Origin of the sequence: Streptomyces sp. BBFR25, assembly GCF_044590125.1 — a bacterium.
GTDB classification, from domain to species: domain Bacteria; phylum Actinomycetota; class Actinomycetes; order Streptomycetales; family Streptomycetaceae; genus Streptomyces; species Streptomyces canus_D.
On the sequence record NZ_CP172447.1, the window covers coordinates 2,221,070 to 2,237,599 of the forward strand.

General features: G+C 70.2%; 16 protein-coding genes. 6 read left to right on the top strand and 10 right to left on the bottom strand.

Annotated features, from left to right (window positions below; all coding sequences use genetic code 11):
- Positions 1-4 precede the first annotated feature (4 nt).
- Genes ACGH52_RS10100 through ACGH52_RS10125 form a run of 6 tightly spaced genes read right to left on the bottom strand, consistent with a single transcriptional unit; the run spans position 5 to position 5,775 of the window.
- The gene (locus ACGH52_RS10100) at positions 5-1,261 is read right to left on the bottom strand and encodes a cysteine desulfurase (protein ID WP_076973791.1); all 1,257 of its coding nucleotides are present in this window, start codon (positions 1,259-1,261) and stop codon (positions 5-7) included.
- Positions 1,258-2,022 carry a Fe-S cluster assembly ATPase SufC gene (gene sufC, locus ACGH52_RS10105; RefSeq protein WP_031046948.1) on the bottom strand — a complete coding sequence of 255 codons (765 nt, stop codon included), beginning with the start codon at positions 2,020-2,022 and terminating at the stop codon, positions 1,258-1,260. Before sufC ends, ACGH52_RS10100 begins: the two co-directional genes overlap by 4 nt.
- A 7-nt stretch (positions 2,023-2,029) precedes the next feature.
- Positions 2,030-2,347 carry a non-heme iron oxygenase ferredoxin subunit gene (locus ACGH52_RS10110; RefSeq protein ID WP_003976896.1) on the bottom strand — a complete coding sequence of 106 codons (318 nt, stop codon included), beginning with the start codon at positions 2,345-2,347 and terminating at the stop codon, positions 2,030-2,032.
- A complete protein-coding gene (gene sufD, locus ACGH52_RS10115) occupies positions 2,344-3,528 on the bottom strand; it encodes a Fe-S cluster assembly protein SufD (RefSeq protein WP_399938672.1) in 1,185 nt (394 codons plus the stop codon). The genes ACGH52_RS10110 and sufD overlap by 4 nt, the downstream gene beginning before the upstream one ends.
- 58 nt (positions 3,529-3,586) lie before the next feature.
- Positions 3,587-5,008, bottom strand: coding sequence for a Fe-S cluster assembly protein SufB (gene sufB / locus ACGH52_RS10120; protein ID WP_003976894.1), 1,422 nt, complete (start codon positions 5,006-5,008; stop codon positions 3,587-3,589).
- On the bottom strand, positions 5,005-5,775 hold the full coding sequence (locus tag ACGH52_RS10125; RefSeq protein WP_059301797.1) for a metalloregulator ArsR/SmtB family transcription factor: 771 nt from the start codon (positions 5,773-5,775) through the stop codon (positions 5,005-5,007). Before ACGH52_RS10125 ends, sufB begins: the two co-directional genes overlap by 4 nt.
- Before the next feature lie 171 nt (positions 5,776-5,946).
- On the opposite strand from ACGH52_RS10125, the gene ACGH52_RS10130 reads away from it, so the two are divergent.
- The 4 genes from ACGH52_RS10130 to ACGH52_RS10145 all read left to right on the top strand — a co-directional run bounded on the left by ACGH52_RS10130 (position 5,947) and on the right by ACGH52_RS10145 (position 9,619).
- On the top strand, positions 5,947-6,735 hold the full coding sequence (locus ACGH52_RS10130) for an aminoglycoside N(3)-acetyltransferase (RefSeq protein WP_121704189.1): 789 nt from the start codon (positions 5,947-5,949) through the stop codon (positions 6,733-6,735).
- 76 nt (positions 6,736-6,811) lie between these two features.
- A complete protein-coding gene (locus ACGH52_RS10135) occupies positions 6,812-7,735 on the top strand; it encodes an ABC transporter ATP-binding protein (RefSeq protein ID WP_076973795.1) in 924 nt (307 codons plus the stop codon).
- Positions 7,732-8,541 (top strand): ABC transporter permease, encoded by an 810-nt coding sequence (locus tag ACGH52_RS10140; RefSeq protein ID WP_399938675.1) that lies wholly within the window; start codon positions 7,732-7,734, stop codon positions 8,539-8,541. The genes ACGH52_RS10135 and ACGH52_RS10140 overlap by 4 nt, the downstream gene beginning before the upstream one ends.
- A gap of 55 nt (positions 8,542-8,596) precedes the next feature.
- The gene (locus ACGH52_RS10145; RefSeq protein WP_399938676.1) at positions 8,597-9,619 is read left to right on the top strand and encodes a heme A synthase; all 1,023 of its coding nucleotides are present in this window, start codon (positions 8,597-8,599) and stop codon (positions 9,617-9,619) included.
- Here the strand turns inward: ACGH52_RS10145 and ACGH52_RS10150 are convergent.
- The 4 genes from ACGH52_RS10150 to ACGH52_RS10165 form a co-directional block, all read right to left on the bottom strand.
- A complete protein-coding gene (locus tag ACGH52_RS10150) occupies positions 9,574-10,317 on the bottom strand; it encodes a nucleotidyltransferase domain-containing protein (RefSeq protein ID WP_193777860.1) in 744 nt (247 codons plus the stop codon). The two genes, ACGH52_RS10145 and ACGH52_RS10150, sit on opposite strands and share 46 nt — an antisense overlap.
- A 39-nt stretch (positions 10,318-10,356) precedes the next feature.
- Positions 10,357-11,463 carry an amidohydrolase family protein gene (locus tag ACGH52_RS10155; RefSeq protein WP_399938678.1) on the bottom strand — a complete coding sequence of 369 codons (1,107 nt, stop codon included), beginning with the start codon at positions 11,461-11,463 and terminating at the stop codon, positions 10,357-10,359.
- Positions 11,464-11,529: 66 nt separating this feature from the next.
- A complete protein-coding gene (locus ACGH52_RS10160) occupies positions 11,530-11,862 on the bottom strand; it encodes a hypothetical protein (RefSeq protein WP_059301790.1) in 333 nt (110 codons plus the stop codon).
- 86 nt (positions 11,863-11,948) lie between these two features.
- Entirely contained in the window at positions 11,949-12,902 is a 954-nt protein-coding gene (locus ACGH52_RS10165) for a heme o synthase (RefSeq protein ID WP_193777861.1), read from the bottom strand.
- 372 nt (positions 12,903-13,274) lie between these two features.
- Between ACGH52_RS10165 and tkt the strand changes: the two genes are divergently transcribed.
- Positions 13,275-15,377 (top strand): transketolase, encoded by a 2,103-nt coding sequence (gene tkt / locus ACGH52_RS10170; protein WP_361464323.1) that lies wholly within the window; start codon positions 13,275-13,277, stop codon positions 15,375-15,377.
- A 34-nt stretch (positions 15,378-15,411) separates the two neighbouring features.
- Positions 15,412-16,530: a transaldolase gene (gene tal, locus ACGH52_RS10175; protein WP_121704183.1), complete on the top strand. Its 1,119-nt coding sequence runs from the start codon at positions 15,412-15,414 to the stop codon at positions 16,528-16,530.

Sequence of the window (16,530 nt, forward strand, 5' to 3'; positions counted from 1 at the left end):
CCCGTCAGCCGAAGAAGTTCCGTACGTGCTCCAGGCCGTCGACCAGCGCGTCGATCTCGGCCGGCGTGGAGTACAGATAGAACGACGCTCGCGTGGTCGCAGGAATTCCGTAGCGCAGGCAGACGGGGCGGGCGCAGTGGTGGCCGACCCGGACCGCGATGCCCTGCTCGTCGAGGACCTGGCCCACGTCGTGCGGGTGGATGTCCCCCAGCGTGAAGGAGATCGCCGCGCCGCGCTCCTCGGCCGTGGTGGGGCCGATGATGCGCAGGTCGGGCACCTCCAGCAGGCGCTTGACGGCGTACTCGGTCAGCGCGTGCTCATGGGCGAGGATCTTGTCCATGCCGATCGAGTTCAGATAGTCGATCGCCGCGCCCAGGCCGACCGCCCCCGCGATCGGGGGCGTGCCCGCCTCGAACTTGTGCGGGGCCGGGGCGTAGGTCGAGGAGTGCATCGAGACGGTCTCGATCATCTCGCCGCCGCCGAGGAAGGGCGGCAGGTCCTCCAGCAGCTCCTGGCGCCCCCACAGGACGCCGATGCCGGTCGGGCCGCACATCTTGTGGCCGGTGAAGGCCACGAAGTCGGCCTGGAGGGCCTGCACGTCCAGCGGCATGTGCGGCGCGGCCTGGGAGGCGTCGATGCACACCAGCGCGCCGACCTCCTGGGCGCGGCGCACGATCGCCTCGACCGGGTTCTGGGTGCCCAGGATGTTGGAGACCAGCACGAAGGAGACGATCTTCGTCTTCTCGGTGATGACCTCGTCGATGTTGGACAGGTCCAGGCGGCCGTCGTCCGTGAGACCGAACCAGCGGAGCTTCGCGCCGGTGCGCTGCGCCAGCAGCTGCCACGGCACGATGTTGGAGTGGTGCTCCATCTCCGTGATGACGATCTCGGTCTCGTGGTCCACGCGGTAGGGCTCGTCGGCCCAGCCCAGCATGTTGGCGACCAGGTTGAGGGACTCCGAGGCGTTCTTGGTGAAGATCACCTCGTCACGCGAGGGCGCGTTGATGAACTCCGCGACCTTGTCACGCGCGCCCTCGTACAGCGCCGTGGCCTCCTCGGCGAGGACGTGCACGCCGCGGTGGACGTTGGCGTTGTAGCGCTCGTAGTACTCGCTGAGCGCGTCCAGCACCTGTCGCGGCTTCTGGCTGGTCGCCGCGTTGTCCAGGTACACGAGCTTGTGCCCGTCGTGGACCTGGCGGTCCAGGATGGGGAAGTCCTTGCGGATCGCCTCGGTGTCGAGGAGGCCCGGCAGCTGTGTCACTCGGATGCGCCACCCTTCGTGTATGCCTCGTAGCCCTCGGCCTCCAGCTTGTCGGCCAGCTCGGCGCCGCCGGACTCGGCGATGCGGCCGTTGGCGAAGACGTGCACGTGGTCGGGCTTGATGTAGCGCAGGATGCGCGTGTAGTGCGTGATCAGCAGCGTGCCGACCTCGCCGGTCTCGCGGACGCGGTTGACGCCCTCGGAGACGACGCGCAGGGCGTCGACGTCCAGGCCGGAGTCGGTCTCGTCGAGGATGGCGACCTTCGGCTTGAGCAGCTCCAGCTGGAGGATCTCGTGGCGCTTCTTCTCACCGCCGGAGAAGCCCTCGTTGACGTTGCGCTCGGCGAAGGCGGGGTCCATGTTGAGGCGCTCCATGGCCTCCTTGACCTCCTTGACCCAGTGCCGCAGCTTGGGGGCCTCGCCGCGGACGGCGGTGGCGGAGGTGCGCAGGAAGTTGGAGACGGAGACGCCGGGGACCTCGACCGGGTACTGCATGGCGAGGAAGAGGCCGGCGCGGGCGCGCTCGTCGACGGACATCTCCAGGACGTCCTCGCCGTCGAGGGTGACGGTGCCGCCGGTGATCGTGTACTTGGGGTGACCCGCCAGCGAGTAGGCGAGGGTCGACTTGCCGGAGCCGTTGGGGCCCATGATGGCGTGCGTCTCGCCCTGCTTCACGGTGAGGTCGACGCCCTTGAGGATCTCCTTCGTGGCGTTGTCGGCCTCGACGGTGACGTGCAGGTCTCGGATTTCAAGCGTTGCCATGGGTGCCTCAGGACTCCTGGGTGAGGGAGACGAGCACGTCGTCCCCTTCGATCTTTACGGGGTATACGGGGACGGGGCGCGTCGCCGGAAGACTGTCGGGCTTGCCGGAACGGAGGTCGAAGCGCGAGCCGTGCAGCCAGCACTCGATGTGGCAGTCGTCGACCTCGCCCTCGGCGAGGGAGACGTTCGCGTGCGAGCAGATGTCGTGGATCGCGAACAGCTCGCCCTCGGTCCGCACGACGGAGATCGGCGTGCCGTCGAGTTCCACCCGCTTGGGGGTGTCCTCCTCCAGCTCGTCCGCTCCACAGACGCGTACGAAGGTCATGCGACCGACGCCTCCAGCTCCTCATCGATCTTGGTGAGGAGGCGCTCCTCGATGTCGGCGACGCCGATCTGCTGGACCAGCTCGGCGAAGAAGCCGCGGACCACCAGGCGGCGGGCGTCCAGCTCGGGGATGCCGCGCGCCATCAGGTAGAAGAGCTGCTCGTCGTCGAAGCGGCCGGTCGCGGAGGCGTGGCCGGCGCCGACGATCTCGCCGGTCTCGATCTCCAGGTTCGGCACCGAGTCGACCCGCGCGCCGTCGGTGAGGACGAGGTTGCGGTTCATCTCGTAGGTGTCGGTGCCCTCGGCCGCGGCCTCGATGAGCACGTCGCCGATCCAGACCGCGTGCGCGTCGTCGCCCTGGAGCGCGCCCTTGTAGACGACGTTGGACTTGCAGTGCGGGACGTTGTGGTCGACCAGGAGGCGGTGCTCCTGGTGCTGGCCCGCGTCGGTGAAGTACAGGCCGAACAGCTCGGCCTCGCCGCCGGGGCCCGCGTAGGCCACGCGCGGGTGCAGCCGGACCAGGTCGCCGCCGAAGGTGACCACGAAGGACTTGAAGGTGGCGTCCCGGCCGATCAGCGCGTTGTGCTGGCCGACGTGCACGGCCTTGTCGTCCCAGTCCTGGACGGAGACGACGGTCAGCTTGGCGCCGTCGCCCAGGACGTAGTCGACGTTGGCGGCGAGCACCGCGTCACCGGAGTGGTCGATGACGACCACGGCCTCGGCGAAGGCGCCCAGCTCGACGACCTGGTGGGCGTAGGCGGTGCCGCCCTGGCCGTGCACGACGATGCGGATCGGCTCGGTGAGGACCGTCTCCTTGGGGACGGTGATCACGCCGGCCTTCTCGAACGCCGAGTAGGCCTGGGCGGCGACCCGGTCCACGGGGGTCCCGGCCCGGCCGATGCGCGCGTCGTCGCGGCCGACGGTCTCGACGACGACGCCCTCGGGCGCGTCGATGTCGACCTTCACGCCGTCACCGGTGGCGACGGCGGTGCCGTCGTGCAGCCCGCGCAGCCGCTCCAGCGGGGTGAACCGCCATTCCTCCTCGCGGCCGTGGGGGACCGGGAAGTCCGCCACGTCGAAGGACGCGGGCGCGCTCATGCGCGTGGCGACGGTCGACTCGGCGGCCACCGCGATCTGGCCCGCGGTGGTGGACCCCACGGGGATGTTCTGAGCCTCAGCCATGGCTGTCGGTCTGCTCTCTTCCTACGTCAGATATCTGGCGACTGCTTCGGGGCGGGTCTTAACCGACCGCGCCTTCCATCTGCAGCTCGATCAGCCGGTTCAGCTCCAGGGCGTACTCCATGGGCAGCTCCTTGGCGATCGGCTCGACGAAGCCGCGCACGATCATCGCCATCGCCTCGAACTCGCTCAGACCGCGGCTCATCAGGTAGAAGAGCTGGTCCTCGGAGACCTTGGAGACGGTCGCCTCGTGGCCCATGGACACGTCGTCCTCGCGGACGTCCACGTAGGGGTACGTGTCGGAGCGGGAGATGGTGTCGACGAGCAGCGCGTCGCACAGCACGTTCGACTTGGAGCCGTGGGCACCCTCGCCGATCTCCACCAGGCCGCGGTAGGAGGTGCGGCCGCCGCCGCGCGCCACGGACTTCGAGACGATGTTGGACGAGGTGTTCGGCGCCATGTGGACCATCTTGGAGCCGGCGTCCTGGTGCTGGCCCTCGCCCGCGAAGGCGATGGACAGGGTCTCGCCCTTGGCGTGCTCGCCCATCAGGTAGACGGCCGGGTACTTCATCGTCACCTTGGAGCCGATGTTGCCGTCGATCCACTCCATGGTCGCGCCCTCGTACGCCACGGCGCGCTTGGTGACCAGGTTGTAGACGTTGTTCGACCAGTTCTGGATGGTCGTGTAGCGGCAGCGGGCGTTCTTCTTGACGATGATCTCGACGACCGCGGAGTGCAGCGAGTCCGACTTGTAGATCGGCGCGGTGCAGCCCTCGACGTAGTGCACGTAGGCACCCTCGTCGACGATGATCAGGGTCCGCTCGAACTGGCCCATGTTCTCCGTGTTGATCCGGAAGTAGGCCTGGAGCGGGATCTCGACGTGCACGCCCTTCGGCACGTAGATGAAGGAGCCGCCGGACCACACGGCGCTGTTCAGCGAGGCGAACTTGTTGTCACCGACGGGGATGACGGTGCCGAAGTACTCCTTGAACAGCTCCGGGTGCTCCTTGAGCGCCGTGTCGGTGTCCAGGAAGATGACGCCCTGCTCCTCCAGGTCCTCGCGGATCTGGTGGTAGACGACCTCGGACTCGTACTGCGCGGCGACACCGGCGACGAGGCGCTGCTTCTCCGCCTCGGGGATGCCGAGCTTGTCGTACGTGTTCTTGATGTCCTCGGGCAGGTCCTCCCAGGACTCCGCCTGCTTCTCCGTGGAGCGCACGAAGTACTTGATGTTGTCGAAGTCGATCCCCGACAGGTCCGAGCCCCAGTTCGGCATGGGCTTCTTCTCGAAGAGGCGCAGGCCCTTGAGACGGAGCTTGGTCATCCACTCCGGCTCGTTCTTCTTCGCGGAGATGTCGCGGACGACGTCCTCGTTGATGCCGCGCTTGGCAGAGGCGCCGGCCGTGTCGGAGTCGGCCCAGCCGTATTCGTACTTGCCCAGGCCCTCGAGCTCAGGGTGAGCAGTCTCCGTGGGGAGAGTCATGCGGGGTTCCTCCCGGCCGTGCTTGCAGATGCGTTGTGGGTCTTGGAAAGCGTCTCGGAAGCCGTCTCGGACGTTTCGGGGGGCTTCGAAGTCTTCGGAATGAACGTGGTGCAGACCCCGTCGCCGTGCGCGATGGTCGCGAGGCGCTGTACATGCGTACCGAGCAGCTCGGCGAAAAATTCCGTCTCCGCCTCGCACAGCTGGGGGAACTGCTCCGCGACGTGGGCGACCGGGCAGTGGTGCTGGCACAACTGCTCGCCCTGCTGGGGGTGGGGTGCGCTCCGCGCGGTAGCAGCGTACCCGTCCTCGCTCAGGGCCTTGGCCAGCGCTTCGGTGCGCTTGTCGGCGGGGGCGGATTCGACGGCCGCGCGGTACGCGCCCGACTGGGCGGCGATCCGGGCGCGGGCGAAGGCGGCGATCGCCTGCTCCCCGCCCTCCTGCTCGGCGATCCAGCGCAGGGCGTCGGCGGCCAGCTTGTCGTACGACTGGTCGAAGGCGTCCCGGCCGCAGTCGGTGAGCGCGAAGACCTTGGCGGGCCGCCCGCGCGTGCGCGTGCCGTAGACCCGCTGCTCGCGGGGCTCGACCACGTCGTCGGCGACCAGGGCGTCGAGGTGGCGCCGGACGGCGGCCTGGGTCAGGCCCAGGCGTCCGGCCAGCTCGGCGACGGTGGACGGCCCGTGGTCCAGGATGGAGCGCGCGACCCGGTTGCGGGTGGACCGCTCACCGGTCGCGAGTTCCTCCTGCGGAGCCTCACCGACGTTTTTCACAACGCCATTGTTGCGTAATTCCTCCGGGGTGGGCAAGCCGCGTCCGGATCATCGAACGGTGCCCTGCGTCACTTAGGCATACCTAAGGTGACCTGCGGAAACGATCTTTGATCGATCAGCGGCGGGGCGATCCACTGGCGTCCGCGAGCGGCTTCCGGAACACTCCCCCGCATGCCCACACCCCCTCCGACCGGCCCACTCGTCACCCGCGGCACGATCGCCGCCGCACTGCGCGAACTGGGTGTGCGGACCGGCGACACCCTCCTCGTGCACTCCTCCCTCAGCGCGCTCGGCTGGGTCTGCGGGGGCCCCGTCGCGGTGGTCCAGGCGCTGCTCGACGTACTCGGTCCCAGCGGCACCCTGGTGGTCCCGACCCAGACCGGAGACCTCTCCGACCCGGCCCTGTGGACCAGCCCGCCGGTGCCCGAGGAGTGGTGGGAGGCCGTGCGCGCGGCGACGCCCGCCTACGACCCCCGGATCTCGCCCTCGCGCGGTGTCGGGGTGGTCCCGGAGACGGTGCGCACCTGGCCCGGCGCCCGGCGCAGCGCCCATCCGCAGACGTCCTTCGCGGCCCTCGGCGCCCGCGCCGACGAGGTGGTCGCGGGCCACGCGAGGGACTGTCGGCTGGGCGAGCGCAGCCCGCTGGCCACGCTGGAACGGCTGGACGCCCGGGTCCTGCTGCTCGGCGCGGGCTACCACGCGTGCACCGCCTTCCACCTCGCCGAGTACCGGATCCCCGCCCCGCTGGTGGAGGTGGGACGCCCGGGGCCGGTGGGCTGGGAGCGGGTGACCGAGGTGTCGATCACCTCGGAGCGCTTCGACGAACTGGGCCACGACTTCGAGCGGGACCGGCCCGTCGTGCGCGGCAGGGTCGGCGCGGCCGACGTACGCCTGTTCCCGCTGCCGGACGCGGTCGCCTACGCCGAACGGTGGCTGCCCGTGCACCGCCCCCGCGAGTGAGTCCCGTCCCGGGTTCCAGGAGGTTTTCCACACCCCCGCGCCCGGCCGGTCGTCCGCCTACCTAGACTCGTGACCCATGCGAAGTGAGCCCGTGGTCCAGGTCCAGGCCCTGGTGAAGCGGTACGGCACGAAGACCGCGGTGAACGGCCTCGACCTGGTGGCCCGCCCGGGCGTCACCGCCGTCCTCGGCCCCAACGGGGCGGGCAAGACGACCACGGTCGAGACCTGCGAGGGGTATCGGAGGCCGGACTCCGGCACGGTGCGCGTGCTGGGCCTCGACCCGGTGAGACAGGGCTCCGAGCTGCGGCCCCGGATCGGCGTCATGCTCCAGTCCGGCGGCGTCTACTCCGGCGCCCGCGCCGACGAGATGCTGCGCCACGTGGCGAAGCTGCACGCCCATCCGCTGGACGTGGACGCGCTGATCGAGCGCCTCGGTCTCGGCTCGTGCGGCCGCACCACGTACCGCAGGCTCTCCGGCGGGCAGCAGCAGCGGCTCGCCCTCGCGATGGCCGTGGTCGGGCGCCCGGAGCTGGTGTTCCTGGACGAACCGACCGCCGGTCTCGACCCGCAGGCCCGCCGCGCCACCTGGGACCTCGTGCGGGACCTGCGCGGCGACGGCGTCTCGGTGATCCTCACCACGCACCACATGGACGAGGCCGAGCAGCTGGCCGACGACGTGGCCATCGTCGACACCGGCCGGGTCGTCGCCCAGGGCTCCCCCGAGCAGCTGTGCCGCGGCGGCGCCGAGAACACCCTGCGGTTCACGGGCCGCCCGGGACTGGACGTCGCGTCCCTGCTCAAGGCGCTGCCCCCCGACTCCGCGGCCGCCGAGCTGACCCCGGGCTCCTACCGGGTGAACGGCGAGGTCGACCCGCAGCTGCTCGCGACGGTGACCTCCTGGTGCGCCCAGCACGGGGTGATGCCGGACCGGATCTCGGTGGAGCGGCACACGCTGGAGGACGTCTTTCTGGAGCTGACCGGCAAGGAGCTGCGCGGGTGACCACGACCACAGGGACACCGGGGGGCACGGGAACACCCGGGGCCTCCGGGACGTACGCGCCCAGGCCCGGCGCCGCACCCCTCGGGCGGATGATCGCGGCGCAGGCCGTGCTCGAGACGAAGATGCTGCTGCGCAACGGCGAGCAGCTGCTGCTGACGGTGATCATCCCGACGCTGCTGCTCGTCCTGTTCAGCTCCGTGGACATCATCGACACCGGAGCCGGAGAGGCGGTCGACTTCCTCGCCCCCGGCATCCTCGCGCTGGCCGTGATGTCGACGGCGTTCACCGGGCAGGCCATCGCCACCGGCTTCGAGCGCCGGTACGGGGTGCTGAAGCGGCTGGCGGCCTCCCCGCTGCCGCGCTGGGCCCTGATGACCGCGAAGACGGCGTCGGTCCTGGTCACCGAGGTGCTCCAGATCGTGCTGCTCACTTTGATCGCCTTCGCGCTGGGCTGGTCGCCGCACGGCAACCCGGCGGCCGTGCTGCTGCTCCTGGTCCTCGGCACCGCCGCCTTCTCCGGGCTCGGTCTGCTCATGGCCGGCACGCTGAAGGCGGAGGCCACGCTGGCCGCCGCCAACCTGGTCTTCCTGCTGCTCCTGGTGGGCGGCGGGGTGATCGTGCCGCTGGACAAGTTCCCGGACGCGGCGCAGGACGTGCTGGGGCTGCTGCCGATCTCCGCCCTGTCGGACGGGCTGCGGGACGTCCTCCAGCACGGGGCCTCGATGCCCTGGGGCGACCTGGGCGTCCTCGCCGTGTGGGCGGTCGTGGGGCTCGCGGCCGCCGGGAAGTTCTTCCGCTGGGAGTAAGAACACATGCCCGGGACCGACCCTCGTGAAAGCGTGCACAAGCAGGGCCCCTACGATGGACGGCGTGCCAAACGTGACCCGCGCCGACGCCGCAGCCGCCGTGCGCAACCCGCTCGCCTTCATCGCCGCGCGCTGGACCCCGCATCCCCGGACGGTCCAGCGGGCGGCCCTCATCGCGCTCGCCATGGCGGTGGTCATCGTCGTCACCGGCGGTGCCGTACGCCTCACCGGCTCGGGCCTCGGCTGCCCGACCTGGCCGAAGTGCACCGACGATTCGCTCACCACCACGAGCGCGATGGGCTTCCACGGCATCATCGAGTTCGGCAACCGCATGCTGACCTACGTGCTGTGCGCCGCGGTCGGCTGGGCGATCATCGCCGCACGGTCGCAGAAGCCGTACCGGCGCAGTGTGACCCGGCTGGGCTGGCTCCAGTTCTGGATCGTGATGGGCAACGCCGTCCTCGGTGGCATCGTGGTCCTGGTCGGCCTCAACCCGTACACCGTCGCGGCCCACTTCCTGCTCTCCACGGCCCTGATCGCCGTGGCGACCGTGATGTGGCAGCGCACCCGGGAGGGCGACGCGGCACCGCGCCCCCTGGTCGGCAAGGCGGTCCAGCAGCTGATGTGGGTGCTGACCGCCGTCTCGGTCCTGCTGATCGCGGTCGGCACCGTGGTGACCGGCGCGGGGCCCCACGCGGGTGACTCCAGCGACGTCCCGCGGATGCCGCTCGACTGGGAGATGATCAGCAAGGTGCACGCCGTCCTGGCGTGGATCGTGGTGACGCTGACGTTCGCCCTCTGGTTCGTGCTGAAGGCGGTCGACGCGCCCAAGGGCCCGCTGGCCCGCACCCGCGACCTGTTCCTGGTGCTGCTGGCGCAGGGGGTCATCGGGTACGTCCAGTACTTCACCGACCTGCCCGAGGTCCTCGTCGGCCTGCACATGCTCGGCTCGTGCCTGGTGTGGATCGCGGTGCTGCGGGTGCTGCTGGCGCTGCGCGAGCGGCCGGAGGAAACGGTGCCGGGGCTGCCCGCTCAGGAGTACGAAGCCACCAGCGTGTCGATGGCCGGTCCCAGGTAGCTCCGGGTCAGCTCGGCGCGGCGGGCGGTCCACTCCGCCGTGGCCGCGGGCCGGGTGCCCTTCCCGTACCGCCGTTCGGTGATGTCCTCGACGACCTCGCCCGGAGCGCCGAGGGCGGGCAGCTCGTCCAGCGCCTCCCGCTTGGTGATCAGGCGGCCCTCGCGCAGCGTGACGGTGGCGCGGGCGAAGGTGAGCAGGCCCAGGTCGACCCAGACGGCCTCCCGCCACAGCTCCGCCCGGCGCACGTGCGGCCGCCAGAAGTCCCGCTGGTCGCGGACGACGAACCCGGACAGTTCCGGGTCCGCCACCGGCGGCAGCAGCCGCTCCGGCGACTCGCCGTGCAGGACCCGGCCGAAGCTGTGGAGTTCACGCCGGGTGACCGGGGTGACCGTCCGCTTGAAGAGCTGTTGGTGGGCCCAGGTCAGATGCCGCTGGTCGGGGTCGGCGACCGTGTCCGGCGACAGGTACGTGCAGTGCAGCAGTCCGGCCAGGGGTTCGGCGCGCAGGCGGGCGTGGAGCAGCCCGAGCCGCCAGGCGGTGCGGGCGGTGGCCGGCCGGGGCAGGACCGCGATCAGGTCCAGGTCGCTGCGGCCCTCCTGGTAGTCCCCCGCGCCCAGTGAACCGTGCGCCCAGACGGCGACGGGGTCGAGGGGCGTGAGGGCGGTGAGGAAGCGGTCGAGCAAGGCGTCGGTCGGCATGCGCCCAGTCTCGACGACCGACTCCGGCGTGTACACCCGTCACTCCAGTCCGTACACCCGCCCGGCGTTCCCCGAGGCGATCATCCCCGCCACCCGTTGCGCGTCCCCGAGCGACCAGGCCCCCTCGGCCACCCAGGTGCCCAGCACCCGGCCGAGGGCCTCGCGGAAGAGCCGGGCCGCGACCACGTGCAGCTCCGGCAGTCCCTGGGCGCCGCTGGAGAACAGGATCTTGCCGAAGGGGGCCAGCTCCAGGATCTCCGCGAGGACCGTCGCCGCGCGGGCGCCGGTGCGCACCAGGGCGGCGCCGGAGTCGGCGTAGACGTGCGGGAAGACACCGGCCAGGTGGGCGGCGTGGCGGTGGTAGGGGTAGCCGTGCAGCAGGACCAGGTCGGTGCCGAGTCCGGCGGTGGCCCGTACGAAGTCGGTGAGCAGGACCGGATCGGTGCGGTCGATGCGCAGGCCCGGCTCGCCGAGGCCCGCGTGCAGCTGGAGCGGCAGGCCCGAGGCGACGGCGATCCACAGCAGGTGGCGCAGCAGCACCGGGTCGCTCAGCTCCCCGCCGACCTCGCGCCCGGTGAGCCAGCGGGCGGCGGCCCCGCGCACCTCGCCGGGGCACGGCGGCTCCGGGGCGAGCGCCAGGCCGTGCCGTACCCCGGCGACGGAGGTGAAGGCGACCGCGTTCGCGGCGGCGCCGTGCACGGCCTCGGCGAGGTTGGCGAGGAAGGACTCGACGGTGCCGGAGGTGTCGGCGACCTGTTCGGCGAGGAGTTCCAGACGCACGATCTCGCGGGTGTCCGCGTCCGCGGCGGAGGCCATCTCGGCGGGCCCGGTGAGGTCGCCGGGCAGTCCCGCGTCGATCAGGTAGGTGGTGATGCCGCTGCCGCGCAGCAGCCGGCGGTCGGCCTCCATGACGCCCAGTTCACGGCGCCGGGCCAGGTAGCGGGCGGGCGGGCAGTGCGGTTCCAGGCCGAGCAACGGCGGGCACCAGCGGCGTACCGCGAAGCCGGTCTGGGTGTCGAAGAGGGTGGTGCCCGGTGCGGGCGGACCCTCGGTGCGGGCCAGCTGGGCCTCGAAGGTGCCGAGGCCCAGCTCCGTTCTCATGACGCCGTGGCAGTACTGGTCCACCAGGGTCGGCGTTTCGATCATCCGGGCTCCCCGTGCTGGGACCGTGCGCCTTGCGGCTTCCTACGGTCCTAACGGGTGAACCCGGCCTCAGGTGTTGCTGGGCCCGCCGACCTGGATGCCCGCCATGCGGGACCACTCGTAGGGGCCGGTCCTCACCTTGGCGGCGAACTCGCCGTCGAAGTCCTCGTGGAGGGTGATCCCGGACTTCTCCACGGCCTTCAGCGCCGTCTCGTGGGAGCGGGCGACCAGGTCGCCCCAGGCGCCGTCCTCGCCGACCAGCACGATCCGGGCGCCGCGTTCACCGAGGTGGGCCACCTGGCCCTCGGCACCGCCGTGCGCCTTGGAGAAGGAGTCGATCCGCCGGGCGAGGCGCGTCGTCTCGCGCTCGGCCTTCGCGTCAGCCTGCTGCGTGTCTGCCATGACCAGGATGCTACCGACGGGTAGATCCAACGGCGACGGGCGGGGTGCGTGGCCTTGACCACGCACCCCGCCCGTTTCCGAAGGTTTCAGCGCAGGAAGGGGTCCACCGCGATGGCGAGGAACAGCACCGACACGTAGGTGATGGACCAGTGGAACAGCCGCATCTCCTTGAGCTTGCCGCCGGTCACCTCGGCCTTGGCGCGGTTCTGCAGCCCGTGCGCCTCCCACAGCCACATGCCGCCGGCCGCCACGGCGACCGCCGTGTAGAACCAGCCGGTGTAGCCGAGCGGCGTCAGCAGCAGCGACACGACGACCATCACCCAGCTGTAGATGACGATCTGCCGGGCGACCACCTTGTTGGAGGCGATCACCGGGAGCATCGGCACGCCCACGCGCGCGTAGTCCTCCTTGACCTTCATGGACAGCGGCCAGTAGTGCGGCGGCGTCCAGAAGAACATCACCCCGAAGAGGATGATCGGCGCCCAGGACATCGAGTTGGTCACGGCCGACCAGCCGATGAGCACCGGCAGGCAGCCGGCGATGCCGCCCCAGACGATGTTCTGGGAGGTGCGGCGCTTGAGGATCATCGTGTAGACGACGACGTAGAAGAGGAGCGCGCCGAGCGAGAGCCACGCCGACAGCCAGTTGACGGTGAACCCGAACATCAGCGTCGAGACGATCGCCAGGGTGATGCCGAAGACGAGGCATTCGACCGGGCTGACCATGCCGGTCACCAGCGGGCGCTGCGAGGTCCGGTCCATCAGCGCGTCGATGTCGCGGTCGATGTACATGTTCAGCGCGTTGGCGCCACCGGCCGACAGGTAGCCGCCGACACAGGTCAGCAGCACCAGCTTCAGATTCGGAACACCCTGTTCGGCCAGGAACATCACCGGAACGGTGGTGATCAGCAGAAGCTCGATGATCCGCGGCTTGGTCAGCGCCACGAACGCCTTGACACGGGCCCCGAACGGCCGGTGACTCGGGCTCTGGCTCGTCCCGATTACCCCCGCAGGACGGGATTCAACGGCCGTCACGCACACCCCTGACAGAGACATCCCAGCGAGCCTCCCCCGTGTGAAGTGGCGGTAAAGGCTCGCGCGTACCACGCCACTTTAGACGTTGCCCATACCTCGGCCTTCGCGGGGGTGGGCTCGTGTTGGCGAGGGCGCTCCGACGTGCGTTCGGAGAGTCGATTGAGCGGTCAGATGAGCGGCTCCGTATTCACTTGCCGAATGCGGTTTCACCCAGTCGACAGGCGGATCGGGAAGAGTCCCGGCAGTCTGGTTTCCAGCGGAAAAACGCACGTACTTACGGGGGTAGGCTCGGCAATGGCCGGCCGACTCACGGACGCGCCGGCAGCCCGTGCACTCGTGCACCGGCAACCGACATGTGGAGAGGAGCCCTGACTCAGGGTGAGCACCAAGCCGACCACCACAGACCTCGAGTGGACCGAACTGGACCAGCGGGCCGTGGACACCGCCCGCGTCCTGGCCGCCGATGCCGTACAGAAGGTTGGCAACGGCCATCCGGGTACGGCGATGAGCCTGGCGCCCGCCGCCTACACCCTCTTCCAGAAGGTGATGCGGCACGACCCCGCCGACGCGAACTGGGTCGGGCGCGACCGTTTCGTGCTGTCCGCGGGCCACTCGTCCCTGACCCTCTACACCCAGCTGTACCTGGCCGGCTTCGGCCTGGAGCTGGCGGACCTCGAGTCCTTCCGCACCTGGGGCTCCAAGACCCCCGGTCACCCGGAGTACGGCCACACCACCGGCGTCGAGACCACGACCGGTCCGCTGGGCCAGGGTGTGGCCAACGCGGTGGGCATGGCGATGGCCGCCCGTTACGAGCGCGGCCTGTTCGACCCGGAGGCCCCCGAGGGCACCTCCCCGTTCGACCACTTCGTCTTCTGCATCGCCGGTGACGGCTGCCTCCAGGAGGGCATCTCCGCCGAGGCGTCCTCCACGGCCGGGCACCAGAAGCTCGGCAACCTGGTGCTTTTGTGGGACGACAACCACATCTCCATCGAGGGCGACACCGAGACCGCGGTCTCCGAGGACACCTGCAAGCGGTACGAGGCGTACGGCTGGCACGTCCAGCGCGTCGCCCCGAAGCCGGACGGCGACCTGGACCCGAACGCGATCTACGACGCGATCGAGGCGGCGAAGAAGGTCACCGACCGCCCCTCCTTCATCGCGATGCGCTCGATCATCGCCTGGCCCGCCCCGAACGCGCAGAACACCGAGGCCGCGCACGGCTCGGCGCTCGGCGACGACGAGGTCGCGGCGACCAAGCGGGTCCTGGGCTTCGACCCGGAGAAGTCGTTCGAGGTCTCCGACGAGGTCATCGAGCACACCCGCAAGGCACTGGAGAAGGGCCAGGCGGCCCGCGCGGTGTGGGAGAAGTCCTTCCAGCAGTGGCGGGACAACAACCCGGAGCGCGCCGCCGAGTACGACCGCGTGGCCAAGGGCGAGCTGCCCAAGGGCTGGGAGGAGAAGATCCCGGTCTTCGAGGCGGGCAAGGGCCTCGCGACCCGCGCCGCGTCCGGCAAGGTGCTCCAGGCGCTCGGCGCGGTGGTCCCGGAGCTGTGGGGCGGCTCGGCCGACCTCGCGGGCTCGAACAACACGACGATCGACAAGACGTCGTCCTTCCTCCCGGCGGGCAACCCGCTGCCGGAGGCGGACCCGTACGGCCGCACCATCCACTTCGGCATCCGCGAGCACGCGATGGCCGCGGAGATGAACGGCATCGCGCTGCACGGGAACACCCGTATCTACGGCGGAACGTTCCTGGTCTTCTCGGACTACATGCGCAACGCCGTCCGTCTGTCCGCGCTGATGCACCTGCCGGTGACGTACGTGTGGACGCACGACTCCATCGGTCTGGGCGAGGACGGCCCGACCCACCAGCCGGTCGAGCACCTGGCCTCGCTGCGCGCCATCCCGGGCCTGAACGTGGTGCGTCCCGCCGACGCCAACGAGACGGCGATCGCCTGGCGGGAGATCCTGCGCCGCTGGACGAAGGAGTTCGGCAAGGGCCAGCCGCACGGTCTGGCGCTGACCCGCCAGGGTGTGCCGACGTACGAGCCCAACGAGGACGCGGCCAAGGGCGGCTACGTGCTGTTCGAGGCGGAAGGGCCCGAAGGGCAGAGCACCGAGGCGCAGGTCGTCCTCATCGCGACCGGTTCCGAGGTGCACGTCGCCGTCGAGGCGCGCGAGCAGCTCCAGGCCGACGGTGTGCCGACCCGAGTGGTGTCCATGCCGTCCGTGGAGTGGTTCGAGCAGCAGGACCAGGGGTACCGGGACAGCGTCCTGCCCCCGTCCGTGAGGGCCCGTGTCGCGGTCGAGGCCGGGATCGGACTGACCTGGCACAAGTACGTGGGGGACGCCGGCCGGATCGTCTCCCTGGAGCACTTCGGTGCTTCGGCGGACGCCAAGGTGCTCTTCAAGGAGTTCGGTTTCACCGCCGAGAACGTGGCCTCCGCCGCGCGGGAATCCCTCGCCGCTGCCCAGCGCTGACGCCCATACACGACACGTAGGAGATGCATTTTCCATGACAGACGCACTCAAGCGCCTCTCCGATGAAGGCGTCGCGATCTGGCTGGACGACCTGTCGCGCAAGCGGATCACGTCCGGCAACCTCGCCGAGCTGATCGACCAGCAGCACGTCGTGGGCGTCACCACCAACCCGTCGATCTTCCAGAAGGCGATCTCGCAGGGCGACGGCTACGACCAGCAGCTCGCCGACCTCGCCGTCCGCGGGGTCACGGTCGAAGAGGCCATCCGCATGATCACCACGGCGGACGTCCGCGACGCCGCCGACATCCTGCGCCCGGTCTTCGACAACACCGGCGGCAAGGACGGCCGGGTCTCCATCGAGGTGGACCCGCGCCTGGCGCACAACACCCACGCCACGGTGGCCGAGGCCAAGCAGCTGGCGTGGCTGGTGGACCGGCCCAACACCTTCATCAAGATCCCGGCCACCGAGGCGGGCCTGCCGGCCATCGCCGAGACCATCGGCCTGGGCATCAGCGTCAACGTCACGCTGATCTTCTCGCTGGAGCGCTACCGCAAGGTCATGGACGCCTTCCTGACCGGCCTGGAGAAGGCCAAGGAGCGCGGCCTGGACCTCTCCGAGATCCACTCCGTGGCGTCCTTCTTCGTGTCCCGCGTGGACACCGAGATCGACAAGCGGATCGACGCGCTCGGCACCGACGAGGCCAAGGCGCTGCGCGGCAAGGCCGCCGTCGCCAACGCGCGCCTCGCCTACCAGGCGTACGAGGAGGTCTTCGGCACCGACCGCTGGGCCGCCCTGGAGAAGGCCGGCGCCAACAAGCAGCGTCCGCTGTGGGCGTCGACCGGTGTCAAGGACAAGGCGTACAGCGACACCATGTACGTCACCGACCTGGTCGCGCCGAACACGGTCAACACCATGCCGGAGGCCACGCTGCTGGCCACCGAGGACCACGGCGAGATCACCGGGGACGCCGTCTCCGGGACGTACGAGCAGGCCCGTGCCGACCTCGACGCGGTCGAGAAGCTCGGGATCTCCTACGACGAGGTGGTCCAGCTCCTGGAGAAGGAAGGCGTCGACAAGTTCGAGGACGCCTGGAACGACCTGTTGAAGTCCACGGAGGCGGAGCTCAAGCGCCTCGCTCCCTCGAAGGGCTGA

Excerpts from the sequence above, each read along its gene's own strand:
- ACGH52_RS10110 (WP_003976896.1), bottom strand. The coding sequence starts at position 2,347 with ATGACCTTCGTACGCGTCTGTGGAGCGGACGAGCTGGAGGAGGACACC.
- ACGH52_RS10160 (WP_059301790.1), bottom strand. The coding sequence starts at position 11,862 with ATGGCAGACACGCAGCAGGCTGACGCGAAGGCCGAGCGCGAGACGACG.
- sufD (WP_399938672.1), bottom strand. The coding sequence starts at position 3,528 with ATGGCTGAGGCTCAGAACATCCCCGTGGGGTCCACCACCGCGGGCCAG.
- sufB (WP_003976894.1), bottom strand. The coding sequence starts at position 5,008 with ATGACTCTCCCCACGGAGACTGCTCACCCTGAGCTCGAGGGCCTGGGC.
- ACGH52_RS10155 (WP_399938678.1), bottom strand. The coding sequence starts at position 11,463 with ATGATCGAAACGCCGACCCTGGTGGACCAGTACTGCCACGGCGTCATG.
- tal (WP_121704183.1), top strand. The coding sequence starts at position 15,412 with ATGACAGACGCACTCAAGCGCCTCTCCGATGAAGGCGTCGCGATCTGG.
- ACGH52_RS10130 (WP_121704189.1), top strand. The coding sequence starts at position 5,947 with ATGCCCACACCCCCTCCGACCGGCCCACTCGTCACCCGCGGCACGATC.
- ACGH52_RS10135 (WP_076973795.1), top strand. The coding sequence starts at position 6,812 with ATGCGAAGTGAGCCCGTGGTCCAGGTCCAGGCCCTGGTGAAGCGGTAC.
- ACGH52_RS10145 (WP_399938676.1), top strand. The coding sequence starts at position 8,597 with ATGGACGGCGTGCCAAACGTGACCCGCGCCGACGCCGCAGCCGCCGTG.
- sufC (WP_031046948.1), bottom strand. The coding sequence starts at position 2,022 with ATGGCAACGCTTGAAATCCGAGACCTGCACGTCACCGTCGAGGCCGAC.
- ACGH52_RS10150 (WP_193777860.1), bottom strand. The coding sequence starts at position 10,317 with ATGCCGACCGACGCCTTGCTCGACCGCTTCCTCACCGCCCTCACGCCC.